Source organism: Vibrio sp. zbq_1 (assembly GCF_043102935.1).
Taxonomy (GTDB): domain Bacteria; phylum Pseudomonadota; class Gammaproteobacteria; order Enterobacterales; family Vibrionaceae; genus Vibrio; species Vibrio parahaemolyticus.
The window spans coordinates 98,631-111,652 of the sequence record NZ_JBICJH010000041.1 but is presented as its reverse complement, the minus strand read 5'-3'; the positions used below and the strand labels follow the sequence as shown (position 1 = coordinate 111,652).

The window sequence follows — 13,022 nt, the reverse complement described above, 5'->3', positions numbered from 1 at the left end:
GTTATTCCTTGTTTCTAAGCGCACCGATAAATAGCCGCTTAGGTGTGTTAATAAACACTCAAGGCATTACGAATCGCGACTAGTGAAAAGAAACTTACCTAAATTTCTTTTTAATAGCCGCGACCTTTTGGTCGACGAGGTTGACTGTAATGCTATGAGTTTAATAAAAATCTAATATACCAGACTAATCAGCGACTAATCACTCATCTAGAACGGTATCAAAAGATTAAGCCGCCAGTATTATAACGGCTTAAGGATGATTTGGCTAAGCTATAGCAGTCAAAAAATAAATTAGGGGCAACAAAAAAGGGGCATAAAGCCCCTTTTTTGACAAACTGCTATGCAGTCGCTTATTAGCGACGTAGGCCTAGACGCTTGATTAGGTCTTGGTAGCGAGCTAGATCTTTACCTTTTAGGTAATCTAGAAGCTTACGACGGCGAGAAACCATACGTAGAAGACCACGACGGCTGTGGTGATCGCCTTTGTGAGCTTTGAAGTGACCTTGTAGGTGGTTGATAGAAGCTGTAAGTAGAGCTACTTGAACTTCTGGTGAACCAGTGTCGCCTTCAGATTGTGCGTATTCTGCAACGATTGCTGCTTTAGTTTCTGCATTCAGAGACATAATTCTCTCCTAATAAGAGTAAGTTAATGTTTGTGCCAGCCAATCTCTGATTCAGCCGACACGAGAAGCGCGAATTATAAGGAAGTTTGCTTATAGGCGCAATATAAAAATACCGGCTTAAATGCCGGTATTTTTCAAGTGATATAGAGATTACTCTTCGTCGCGGAAAACGACTAAACGTTTTGGTGCGATCTTACCATCATCGTTCATTTCACCAACACCGATGAACAAACGCTCTTCGCCCATAGTCAGGCGCAGAGACCCCTGCTCTGGTGCACCTAATACTTGAACCGGTTGGCCATGCTGAACCATATCTGCTAATTCAGGAATTAGGTTTACTTCTGGTAAGTCTTCAACTGCAGTGTCCATTGGCATAAGCAGTGGATCGAGCAACTCGCGAGGAGCGATTTCTTCACGATGAGCTTGCTCAAGTAGCTCATTAAGCTGCTCAAGAGTCACCATTTTCTCGTAAGGGTACTTGGCTACAGCTGTGCGGCGCAGCATAGTTACGTGAGCACCACAACCAAGCATTTCGCCCAAGTCATCGACGATAGTACGAATGTAAGTGCCTTTTGAACAGTGCACCTCCATCTCAACTTCATCACCTTCAAAACGGTGAAGAATGATTTCGTAAACGGTGATTTTACGAGACTCACGTGGAACTTCGATACCTTTACGAGCGTACTCGTACAGAGGTTTGCCTTGGTATTTCAAAGCAGAAAACATCGAAGGCACTTGGTCAGATTCGCCACGGAACTTCTCAATACACGCTTCTAGTTTCTCGAGAGTCACATCTACTGGACGCGTTTCTACCACTTCACCATCAGAGTCTGAAGTGTTAGTACGTTCGCCAAGTTTCGCGATCACGCGATAGCGTTTGTCTGAATCCAGTAGGAACTGAGAAAACTTGGTTGCTTCACCTAAACAGATCGGCAACATACCCGTCGCTAGAGGGTCCAACGCACCAGTGTGACCCGCTTTCTCAGCAAAGTAGATTCGCTTTACTTTTTGCAGTGCATCATTGGAAGAGATACCTGTTGGTTTATCCAACAAGATAACACCATTAATTGGACGACCTTTACGACGACGAGCCATTATTCTTCGTCCTCACGGCCAGAGTTCTTTTGCTTCTGCTTGTCTGAGTTAACCACTTCGGTTACTAGGTTAGACATACGCATACCTTCTACGAGCGTGTTGTCGTAGTAGAAGCGGATTTCTGGAGTTAGACGCAGACGAATACGCTTACCAAGCATCATGCGAATGTGAACTTCATGCTCACGTAGTGCCGCTAGGCATGATTCTGGTGTTTGCTCACCTACACATAGGAAAGTCACGAACACTTTTGCGTAAGCAAGGTCACGAGAGACTTCCACATCGGAAATGGTAACCATACCCAAACGTGAATCACGAACTTCACGTTGAAGGATCATTGCTAATTCTTTTTGCAGCTGCTGTGCAACACGCTGCGTGCGGCTAAATTCTTTTGACATATCTTTTCTCTTATATAGAAAGAATGGGGGGTTGGTCAAAGCCAGCCCCCCATGGTGTATTCAACAACCAATTACTACTTATCTATCAAAGATAATATGAGTAATTTTAGTCAATTAGTCTAGAGTACGTTGAATTTCAACGATTTCGAATACTTCGATTTGGTCACCAACGCGAACGTCATTGTAGTTCTTAACGCCGATACCACATTCGTAGCCATTCTTAACTTCTTGAACGTCATCTTTAAAGCGACGTAGTGACTCTAGTTCACCTTCGTAAATAACAACGTTATCACGTAGAACACGGATAGGGTTGTTGCGTTTAATTAGACCTTCAGTAACCATACAGCCAGCGATTGCGCCCAGTTTCGGTGACTTAAACACGTCACGAACTTCAGCAAGACCAATGATCTCTTGCTTGAATTCTGGAGCAAGCATACCGCCCATTGCCTGTTTCACTTCGTCAATCAATTGGTAAATGATTGAGTAGTAACGTAGGTCAACTGCTGCGGCTTCAACTGCACGACGAGCAGATGCATCAGCACGTACGTTAAAGCCAAGAATGATTGCGTTTGAAGCTTCTGCTAGTACTACGTCAGTCTCAGTAATACCACCAACACCAGAACCAACGATGTTCACTTTCACTTCGTCAGTCGATAGTTTCAGTAGTGAGTCTGCGATAGCTTCTACAGAACCTTGAACGTCAGCTTTAAGTACAACGTTAAGCTCTGCAACTTCACCAGCAGTCATGTTAGAGAACATGTTCTCTAGTTTAGATTTCTGCTGACGAGCAAGTTTCACTTCACGGAACTTACCAGCACGGTAGTTAGCAACTTCACGCGCTTTACGTTCATCACGTACTACAGTAGCTTCGTCACCTGAAGCTGGCACACCTGAAAGACCAAGGATCTCTACAGGAATAGACGGGCCTGCTTCTGTGATTTCTTGACCTAGTTCATCGCGCATTGCACGAACACGGCCGTACTCTTGACCACAAAGTACGATGTCGCCTTTATGTAGCGTACCAGATTGAACTAGTACTGTAGCAACTGGACCACGACCTTTATCAAGACGAGATTCAACTACCACACCAGACGCCATACCTTCTTTCACAGCTGTAAGTTCTAGAACTTCAGATTGAAGAAGGATTGCTTCTAGCAGACCATCAATGTTTGTACCCTGTTTTGCAGAGATGTGAACGAACATGTTCTCACCGCCCCATTCTTCAGGGATTACGTCGTATTGAGCTAGCTCATTCTTAACGTTGTCTGGGTTCGCATCTTCTTTATCGATCTTGTTCACAGCAACAATCAAAGGAACGCCTGCCGCTTTCGCGTGCTGGATCGCTTCTACTGTTTGTGGCATTACGCCATCATCTGCTGCAACTACAAGAACAACGATATCTGTCGCTTGAGCACCACGAGCACGCATAGCAGTAAACGCCGCGTGTCCAGGAGTATCAAGGAACGTGATCATACCGTTTTCAGTTTCAACGTGGTAAGCACCGATGTGCTGTGTAATACCACCCGCTTCGCCTGAAGCAACGTGTGTACGACGGATGTAGTCAAGTGTTGACGTTTTACCGTGGTCAACGTGACCCATGATCGTTACAACTGGAGCACGAGGTACTGATTCAGCATTAGTATCGCGGTCAGATAGTACTGCTTCTTCCAGTTCGTTCTCTTTACGAAGAACAACTTTGTGACCCATTTCTTCAGCAACAAGCTGTGCTGTTTCTTGGTCGATCACTTGGTTGATAGTCGCCATAGCGCCCATCTTCATCATCACTTTGATAACTTCTGTCGCTTTAACCGACATCTTGTTAGCAAGTTCTGAAAGAACAATTGTTTCGCCAATCACAACATCTTGCTTAGCAACAGTCGCCGACTTATCAAAGCCGTGCTGCATTGATGTTGGTTTAGCTAGCTTACCTTTACGGCCGCCTTTACCGCCACGTTGGCTACGACCGCTATTGCGTGCCTGCTCGTCTTTAGTCGAAGGTTTTTTCTTCTTCTTATTACGACGACCGGCTTCTTCTTTGCGATCTGCTTCATCTTCGGCTTCACGTGCGTATTGTGAAGTCGTTACATGGTAATCTGTATCTTCCATATCACCCTTTTTCTCTTCTGCAGCAGACCAACGCTCTTTATTCTTTTCAGCCAATTCGCGAGCTTCCTCAAGCTTGCGCTGACTTTCCTCTTCAGCCTTACGCTTAGCTTCTTCTTCCTGACGACGTTTAAGCTCGTCGGCCTCTTTTCGCGCTGCTTCTTGCTTAATTTTCTCTTCAGCATCACGTTTTGCTTTTTCTTCAGCATTACGTTGTGCATTCGTATCTGCGTCGCGCTTCGCTTTTTCTTCAGCTTCGCGTTTCGCTTTTTCTTCCGCTTCACGTTTTACAGCATCTTCAGCTTCACGTTTTGCAGCTTCTTCAGCTTCACGCTTAGCAGTTTCCTCTGCTACGCGTTTTGCTGCTTCTTCTGCTTCACGTTTTGCTACTTCTTCTGCTTCACGCTTAGCTTCATCTTCAATTGTGCTACGCTTCACGTATGTACGTTTTTTGCGCACCTCAACCTGAACATTCTTACTCTTACCACCACCCGCATTCACACTAAGTGTACTACGAGTTTTACGCTGAAGCGTTAGGCGAGTCGGCTCTGCATCACCAGATTTATCACCGTGTTCTTTCTTTAGATGAGAGAGAAGCTTTTGCTTCTCTTCATCAGTTACATTGTCAGAGCTCGCCTTTTTCATGCCAGCGTCAGCAAGTTGTTCAATCAAGCGGTCGACTGGCGTACCAATCTCATCACTCAGTGCTTTAACTGTTAATTGTGTCATGCCGCTTTCCTCCTTGCCGAAATTATGCTTCTTCGCCGAACCAACAGATGTTACGTGCGGCCATAATTAGCTCGCCTGCACGTTCTTCGGTCAGGCCTTCGATACCTTCTAAATCGTCAATGCCTTGGTCAGCTAGATCTTCCAGTGTCGCTACACCTTTAGCTGCCAGTTTGAATGCCATTTCGCGCTCTAGACCTTCAAGACCTAGTAGATCGTCTGCAGGCTCTAGACCTTCAAAAGATTCTTCTTGTGCTAATGCAATTGTTGTTAGCGCGTCTTTCGCACGACCACGTAGCTCTTCTACAAGCTCTTCGTTTAGGCCGTCGATTTCTAGAAGCTCGTTAACTGGAACGTATGCGATTTCTTCTAGAGTAGAGAAGCCTTCTTCAACAAGCAGCTGAGCAAAGTCTTCTTCGATGTCTAGGTACTTCATGAAGTTTTCGATAGACGCTTGTGATTCTTCAGCGTGTTTCTTCTGAAGATCTGCAACTGTCATTACGTTCAGCTCCCAACCCGTTAGCTGAGATGCTAAACGTACGTTCTGACCGTTACGACCGATAGCCTGTGCTAGGTTGTCGGCTTCAACTGCGATGTCCATTGAGTGTGCATCTTCATCCACGATGATAGAAGCTACGTCTGCTGGAGCCATTGCGTTGATAACGAATTGCGCTGGGTTATCATCCCAAAGCACGATATCGATACGCTCACCACCAAGCTCACCAGAAACAGCTTGTACACGTGCGCCACGCATACCAACACACGCACCAACAGGGTCAATACGTTTGTCATTTGTTTTCACTGCGATCTTAGCGCGAGAACCAGGATCACGAGCAGCACCTTTCAGTTCGATGATTTCTTCAGCGATCTCTGGAACTTCTACACGGAATAGTTCTTCAAGCATTTCAGGCTTAGAACGAGTGATAAACAATTGGAAACCACGCGCTTCTGGAGCAACTTTGTACAGAAGACCACGTACACGGTCACCTGGACGGAAATTTTCACGAGGAAGTTGGTCATCACGTAGGATTACCGCTTCTGCGTTGTTACCTAAGTCAAGAACGATTGTGTCGCGGTTTACCTTCTTAACAACACCAGTGATTAGATCACCTTCGTTATCGATAAACTGCTCAACGATTTGTGCACGTTCAGCTTCACGAACTTTTTGTACAATAACTTGCTTAGCCGTTTGAGTCGTAATACGGTCAAACGTTACTGATTCGATTTCATCTTCTACGTAATCGCCTAGCTCAACTGAATCATCTTCATATTGAGCAGCTTCTAGAGAGATCTCTTTCGTTGGGCTTTCTACTTGGTCAACAACCAACCAACGACGGTAAGTTACAAACTCACCAGTTTTACGGTCAATAGCAACACGAACGTCGATTTCGATTTCGTACTTTTTCTTTGTAGAAGTTGCTAGAGCAATCTCAAGAGCTTCAAAGATACGCTCACGAGGTACCGCTTTTTCGTTCGATACCGCTTCTGCTACCGCTAAAATTTCTTTACTCATTGTATTTAGCCTCTAAGCTTAAACTTTTTTAGGGACCTAAAATTTAGGGATCAGGTTAGCTTTTGAAATGTTACTTAAAGCAAACTCTTCTTGCTGACCTTCAACAGTAACTGTCACTGTTTCGCCATCCACGCCGTGGATAATACCTTTCCACTTACGACGGTTTGCTACAGCCATTTTCAAAACGATGCTGACCTCGTGACCAATAAATTGCTCGTAATGTGCTGCTTTGAATAGTGGTCTTTCTAAACCTGGAGAAGACACTTCTAGGCTGTAAGCAACAGAAATTGGATCTTCAACGTCTAACACTGCACTTACTTGGTGGCTAACTTCTGCACAGTCGTCCACGTTAATACCATTTTCATGGTCGATGTAGATGCGTAACGTTGAGTGCGCGCCAGCACGAATGAATTCTAATCCAACTAACTCATAGCCTGATGCCTCTACTGGCGCTTCAAGCATTTCAGTAAGTTGTCTTTCTAAACCAGTCATTTAAACCACTCCAGAAACAAAAAAAGGGCTCAGAGCCCAATCAAAAAACCAAGCAGTGACCTGAGTCATTTAAAAAACTCAGATAACAAAAAACCCCGATAGTCGGGGTTTTATGCTGCTGGACCCTGATACGTTAAGAATAGTCAAAATTACTTTTCTTAACTCGTAGTGTGGTTAGCACTACGCAAACTTGCCAATCTGCAACTTCTTTATTCAAAGAAGGAGATTGGTTGCGGGGGCCGGATTTGAACCGACGACCTTCGGGTTATGAGCCCGACGAGCTACCAAGCTGCTCCACCCCGCGTCCGACTTGCTGAGCATTATACTCGCAAACAAGTGATTTACAAGTTTGTAAATACATGGTGCCGAGAGAGGGACTCGAACCCTCACACCTAAGGCACTAGCACCTCATGCTAGCGTGTCTACCAATTTCACCATCTCGGCACAAAACCTTACAGCTTATTGAGGAATTTCATCACCAGTAGGTGCTGGAACTTCACTCGCTGCGTCTTTAACTTGTTCAACTACTGGTTGACCTAATGTTGGGTCTACCCATTGAGACTCGGTCTTGTGTGTAGACATACGACCAAGTAGCAAGCTAACGACAAAAAATACGGTTGCTAAAATAGCAGTTGTTCGGGTTAAGAAATTACCTGAGCCACTAGCACCAAACACTGTGTTTGAAGCACCAGCACCGAACGAGGCTCCCATATCTGCGCCTTTACCTTGTTGAATCAACACAAGGCCAATCACACCAAGCGCTGCCAACAGGTAAATCACAAGTAGAACTGAAAACATTTTTTCCACCTATGTTCCAAATTGTTGAGCCAGCGCCGTTCAATATCGAAACATCGTTAATGAACAAGGCTAGCGACCTCCTAACAGGAGGCGGAGCAATACTAGCGAAAGCCAGTAACGCTGACAAGGGAAAATTAGTAAAAAATCAATGCCGGCGGGTTAAGCGCTCAAAAAAAGGGCAAAACTTACCCTTTTCTTTCTTTAAACACGTGAAAGCAATGATTAACAACTTGCTTTTACTGCATCCGCAATCTTAAGCGCTGAGCTTTGAACAAGCTCGGCATCTTCACCTTCTACCATTACGCGAATCAAAGGCTCTGTACCTGATTTACGTAGTAAAACGCGACCTTTATCGCCTAGCTCAGCTTCAACTTCTTCTACAGCAGCCAGTACTGCTTGCGCTTCTAGAGGGTTATTTTCACCGGCGAAACGTACATTTTCTAAAACTTGTGGGTAAAGCGTCATGCCTTGCGACAAGTCGTGCAGTGACATGTCACTACCAACAACAGAAGCAAGCACTTGTAGAGCAGCAACAATCGCGTCTCCCGTTGTTACTTTATCTAGCAAGATAACGTGACCAGAGTTTTCGGCACCGATCTTCCAGCCTTTAGCCAGCAATTGCTCCATTACATAGCGGTCACCGACAGCAGCACGAACAAATGGAATACCTAATTGCTTCAGGCCATTTTCCATACCTAGGTTAGTCATCAATGTACCAACCACGCCACCTTTTAGTTCACCACGACGCAGAGCATCACGTGCGATGATGTAAGCAATTTGGTCACCATCGACTTTATTACCTAAATGGTCAACCATGATGATACGGTCGCCGTCACCATCGAATGCAAGACCAAGATGAGCTTGCTCTTCTACAACGCGTTTTTGTAGCGCGCGAACGTCTGTAGCACCGACTTCTTCATTGATGTTGATACCATTTGGCTCAACACCCATCGCGATTACATCTGCACCAAGTTCTTTGAAGACATTTGGTGCAATATGGTAGGTAGCACCATGAGCGCAATCAACGACGATCTTTAAGTTAGAGAGACTTAGTGTCGATGGGAATGTGCTTTTACAGAACTCGATGTAACGACCTGCAGCATCATTTAAACGAGTCGCTTTGCCCAATTCAGAAGACTCAACACATTCAATGTCTTTGTCCAATTCAGCTTCGATAGCAAGCTCGATATCATCAGGCAATTTTGTGCCCTCAGATGAGAAGAATTTAATACCGTTGTCGTAATATGGGTTATGCGATGCAGAAATCACAATGCCCGCTTCTGCGCGGAAAGTTTGCGTTAAGTAAGCGACAGCAGGTGTCGGCATTGGACCAGTGAAGGTTGCCTTCAGACCTGCGGCAGCAAGACCTGCTTCTAGTGCAGATTCAAGCATGTAACCAGAGATACGAGTATCTTTACCAATAATAACTTTCTTTGTGCCTTGTTTTGCTAGTACACGACCAGCTGCCCAGCCAAGCTTAAGTACGAAGTCTGGAGTGATTGGGTACTGTCCAACTTTACCGCGTACACCGTCCGTACCAAAGTAACGTCTTTTATTCGACATAAACTTACCTTTATTATTTTTAAATATTGTTTTGCGTCATTTCGACAATTTTCATTGCTTCAATAGTTTCTTCAAAATCATGAACACGAATGATCTGCGCGCCTTTCATGGCAGCAATCGTGGCGCAAACCACACTGGCGTTAGTGCAATCTGCTGCGGGCTTATCAAGCAGCTTGAAAATCATTGATTTACGAGACATGCCCGCCAAGATAGGCAGACCGAACTCATGAAACTTCTCGAGATGAGCGAGCATATGATAATTGTGTTCAATGGTTTTGCCAAAGCCAAAACCAGGATCGAGGATAAGTTGAGACTTATTGATACCTACGGCTTCACAAGCAGCTATGCGCTCTTCTAGAAACTGAGCGACGTCATCCATCAAGTTCTCGTACTGAGGGCTTTCCTGCATAGTTCTAGGTTGCCCCTTCATATGCATTAAGCAAACAGGTAGTTTTGATGCTGCCGCAACTTGAAGTGCACCAGGTTCTTGTAACGCACGGATATCGTTAATCAGATCCGCACCAACAGCGATAGCCTGACGCATTACTTCTGCTTTACTGGTATCGACAGAGATCCATACATCGTATTTTTCGCGGATGGCCTTTACAACAGGAACAACGCGTTGCAACTCTTCTTCTAGAGAGACATCTGGCGCCCCAGGGCGTGTGGACTCACCACCGACATCAATGATGCTAACCCCTGCTGTAATCATTTTTTCGACTTGAGCAAGAGCAAGTTCTAAAGAATTGAATTTACCACCATCAGAAAATGAATCAGGGGTAACATTAAGAATCGCCATTACATGTGGACGAGATAGGTCGAGAGATTTGTTATTTGCTGTAATAATCATAATAAATACAAAAACCCCGAGCTAACTCGGGGTTTATTATTATCAACACTCTTTATTCAGAGTCTTTCTTTTCTGGAACTTCACTTGAAGCAGAATCTTGAGAAGTAACTTGCTCTGCGGCATTCGCAGAATCCGTTGCTTTCTCTTCCTCTTTCACTTCAGGCGTTGCTTGAGACTTATCGTCATCCTTTGGCTTATTCATTGGGTTATCACCCCAGCCTGCTGGCTCACGAATTTCCGCTTTACGTTCCATGAGATCATCAATTTGGCGAGCATCAATGGTTTCATACTTCATTAGCGCATCTTTCATCGCATGCATGATGTCCATGTTGTCTTCCAAAATCTTTTTCGCACGGTCGTAGTTGCGGTCGATGATTTGACGAACCTCATCATCGATCAGCTTAGCGGTATCATCAGACATGTGTTTAGTCTGCGTTACGCTACGACCAAGGAATACTTCACCTTCATCTTCTGCATAAAGTAGAGGACCAAGTTTTTCAGAGAAGCCCCATTGTGTCACCATCTTACGAGCAATATCTGTCGCCCGTTCAATGTCGTTGGAAGCACCTGTCGATACTTTTTCAGGACCGTAAATTAGCTCTTCAGCAAGACGACCGCCATACAGGCTTGAAATCATAGACTCTAAGTGCTGACGAGACATACTTACGCGGTCTTGTTCTGGCAAGTACATCGTTACACCAAGTGCACGACCTCGTGGAATGATAGACACTTTGTACACAGGATCATGCTCAGGTACTAAACGGCCAACAATCGCGTGACCTGCTTCATGGTACGCTGTTGACTCTTTGGTCTCTTCTGACATCACCATAGAACGGCGCTCTGCACCCATCATGATTTTGTCTTTCGCTAGCTCAAACTCAACCATAGAGACATTGCGTTTGTTACCACGTGCAGCAAATAGCGCAGCTTCGTTAACTAAGTTGGCTAGGTCTGCACCAGAGAAACCTGGTGTACCACGAGCGATTAAAGAAGGCTCTACGTCACCAGCTAATGGCACTTTGCGCATGTGTACTTTTAGAATCTGTTCACGACCGCGTACATCAGGAAGACCTACAACTACTTGACGGTCAAAACGACCCGGACGTAGCAATGCAGGGTCTAATACGTCTGGGCGGTTGGTCGCAGCAATAACGATAATACCTTCGTTGCCCTCAAAACCATCCATTTCTACTAGCATTTGGTTCAGTGTTTGCTCACGTTCATCGTGACCACCACCTACACCAGCACCACGCTGACGACCTACAGCATCGATTTCATCGATAAAGATAATACAAGGCGCGGCTTTCTTCGCTTGCTCGAACATGTCACGTACACGAGATGCACCAACACCAACGAACATTTCTACGAAATCGGAACCTGAAATAGTAAAGAACGGTACTTTTGCCTCACCTGCGATAGCTTTTGCAAGTAACGTTTTACCCGTACCTGGAGGACCAACCATTAAAACACCAGTTGGAATCTTACCACCCAGTTTTTGGAAACGGCTTGGATCACGTAGGTAATCAACAAGTTCTTTTACGTCTTCTTTTGCTTCGTCACAGCCTGCAACATCAGCGAAAGTGGTTTTGATTTGTTCTTCGCTCATCATTCGAGCTTTACTCTTACCGAAAGACATAGCGCCTTTACCGCCGCCGCCTTGCATTTGACGCATGAAGAAAATCCACACACCAATCAGTAAGATCATTGGGAACCAAGAAATGAAAATTGTGCCAAGCAAGCTTTGCTCTTCAGGAGGCGTTCCTTGCACTTTCACGTTTTGGTTAATTAGGTCATCTAGAAGCTTCTGATCATACACAGGCATGTAAGTGACCATTTTGGCACCGCCGCCACGACGAACAAAGCTAATTTCACCGTCTTTAAAAGTTGCTTCTTGAATCTGGCCTTGGCCAACTTCCTGTACAAACGTGGTGTAATCCACGGTTCTGCCATTGCTTTCTCCAGGGCCAAAGCTCTGGAATACCGACATCAATACGACAGCGATAACAAGCCACAGAATTAAATTTTTTGCCATGTCACTCAAGGTGTAAGCCTCTCGATAACTAATTGTAATTAAAGGTAGGGTACTACAGTTCACTCACTGTAGCTATAGTGTTAACACGCTCCCGAAAGAGCAAAATAGTTAACCTTTGTAACCAGTGGCTACAACAAAGACTTCTCGGGAGCGCGCTCGCGATGAGTCTGGTTTTCTGATTTTTACGACTTTAAACATGTCTCGGACTTCTTTCACGTATTGATCGAAGCCTTCACCCTGGAAAACCTTTACGACAAAGCTACCATTAGGCGCTAGAACTTGTCGACACATATCTAAAGCCAATTCAACTAAATACATTGCGCGTGGTTGATCGACAGAGTTGTTACCTGCAATGTTCGGCGCCATATCAGACATTACAACATCAACCATTGATGGTTGAATTCTATCAAGCAACGCCTCTAACACGGCATCGTCTCGGAAGTCACCTTGCAAGAAACTTACACCAGCTATTGGATCCATAGGAAGTAAATCACAAGCAATAATCTGACCACTATCTCCTACTATTTTAGCAGCATATTGAGACCATCCACCCGGAGCAGCACCTAAATCGACCACTGTCATGCCAGGTTTTAACAACTTATCTTTTGTTTGGATTTCATCAATCTTGAAGTACGCACGTGAACGATATCCTTTTTTACGGGCTTCATTCGCGTATTTATCATCAAAGTGTTCTTTCAACCAACGACCAGAACTAGCCGAATGTTTTTGTTTACTCATTTTAATCCCAACAAGGCGCAAATAGGAGCTATTGTTTTAATAGGCACAACCTATTACTCAATAAATTATAGTCTTCAGCAATAGATGGCGTTAA

At 44.8% G+C, this 13,022-nt stretch carries 11 protein-coding genes and 2 tRNA genes; all 13 read right to left on the bottom strand.

Annotated features, from left to right (window positions below; genetic code table 11):
* Nucleotides 1-353 precede the first annotated feature (353 nt).
* The 13 genes from rpsO to rlmE all read right to left on the bottom strand — a co-directional run bounded on the left by rpsO (nucleotide 354) and on the right by rlmE (nucleotide 12,928).
* A complete protein-coding gene (rpsO, locus tag ACF8CV_RS18365) occupies nucleotides 354-623 on the bottom strand; it encodes a 30S ribosomal protein S15 (RefSeq protein WP_005456110.1) in 270 nt (89 codons plus the stop codon).
* A 150-nt stretch (nucleotides 624-773) separates the two neighbouring features.
* A complete protein-coding gene (truB, locus tag ACF8CV_RS18360; protein WP_025592130.1) occupies nucleotides 774-1,718 on the bottom strand; it encodes a tRNA pseudouridine(55) synthase TruB in 945 nt (314 codons plus the stop codon).
* A complete protein-coding gene (rbfA, locus tag ACF8CV_RS18355) occupies nucleotides 1,718-2,113 on the bottom strand; it encodes a 30S ribosome-binding factor RbfA (RefSeq protein ID WP_005456060.1) in 396 nt (131 codons plus the stop codon). Before rbfA ends, truB begins: the two co-directional genes overlap by 1 nt.
* A 114-nt stretch (nucleotides 2,114-2,227) precedes the next feature.
* Nucleotides 2,228-4,945, bottom strand: coding sequence for a translation initiation factor IF-2 (gene infB / locus ACF8CV_RS18350; protein WP_005481598.1), 2,718 nt, complete (start codon nucleotides 4,943-4,945; stop codon nucleotides 2,228-2,230).
* Nucleotides 4,946-4,967: 22 nt separating this feature from the next.
* Entirely contained in the window at nucleotides 4,968-6,455 is a 1,488-nt protein-coding gene (gene nusA, locus ACF8CV_RS18345) for a transcription termination factor NusA (protein WP_005456069.1), read from the bottom strand.
* A gap of 36 nt (nucleotides 6,456-6,491) precedes the next feature.
* On the bottom strand, nucleotides 6,492-6,947 hold the full coding sequence (gene rimP / locus ACF8CV_RS18340; protein WP_005456065.1) for a ribosome maturation factor RimP: 456 nt from the start codon (nucleotides 6,945-6,947) through the stop codon (nucleotides 6,492-6,494).
* Nucleotides 6,948-7,174: 227 nt separating this feature from the next.
* Nucleotides 7,175-7,251, bottom strand: a tRNA-Met gene (locus ACF8CV_RS18335).
* 56 nt (nucleotides 7,252-7,307) lie between these two features.
* Nucleotides 7,308-7,391 (bottom strand) — tRNA-Leu (locus ACF8CV_RS18330).
* Nucleotides 7,392-7,406: 15 nt separating this feature from the next.
* The gene (gene secG, locus ACF8CV_RS18325) at nucleotides 7,407-7,745 is read right to left on the bottom strand and encodes a preprotein translocase subunit SecG (RefSeq protein WP_005481580.1); all 339 of its coding nucleotides are present in this window, start codon (nucleotides 7,743-7,745) and stop codon (nucleotides 7,407-7,409) included.
* Nucleotides 7,746-7,967: 222 nt separating this feature from the next.
* Nucleotides 7,968-9,308: a phosphoglucosamine mutase gene (gene glmM / locus ACF8CV_RS18320; protein ID WP_005481562.1), complete on the bottom strand. Its 1,341-nt coding sequence runs from the start codon at nucleotides 9,306-9,308 to the stop codon at nucleotides 7,968-7,970.
* A 19-nt stretch (nucleotides 9,309-9,327) separates the two neighbouring features.
* A complete protein-coding gene (folP, locus tag ACF8CV_RS18315) occupies nucleotides 9,328-10,158 on the bottom strand; it encodes a dihydropteroate synthase (RefSeq protein ID WP_005481601.1) in 831 nt (276 codons plus the stop codon).
* 52 nt (nucleotides 10,159-10,210) lie between these two features.
* Nucleotides 10,211-12,190, bottom strand: a complete 1,980-nt coding sequence (ftsH, locus tag ACF8CV_RS18310) for an ATP-dependent zinc metalloprotease FtsH (RefSeq protein ID WP_021447645.1) — start codon at nucleotides 12,188-12,190, stop codon at nucleotides 10,211-10,213.
* 108 nt (nucleotides 12,191-12,298) lie between these two features.
* On the bottom strand, nucleotides 12,299-12,928 hold the full coding sequence (rlmE, locus tag ACF8CV_RS18305; RefSeq protein ID WP_005494062.1) for a 23S rRNA (uridine(2552)-2'-O)-methyltransferase RlmE: 630 nt from the start codon (nucleotides 12,926-12,928) through the stop codon (nucleotides 12,299-12,301).
* Between the last annotated feature and the right edge of the window lie 94 nt (nucleotides 12,929-13,022).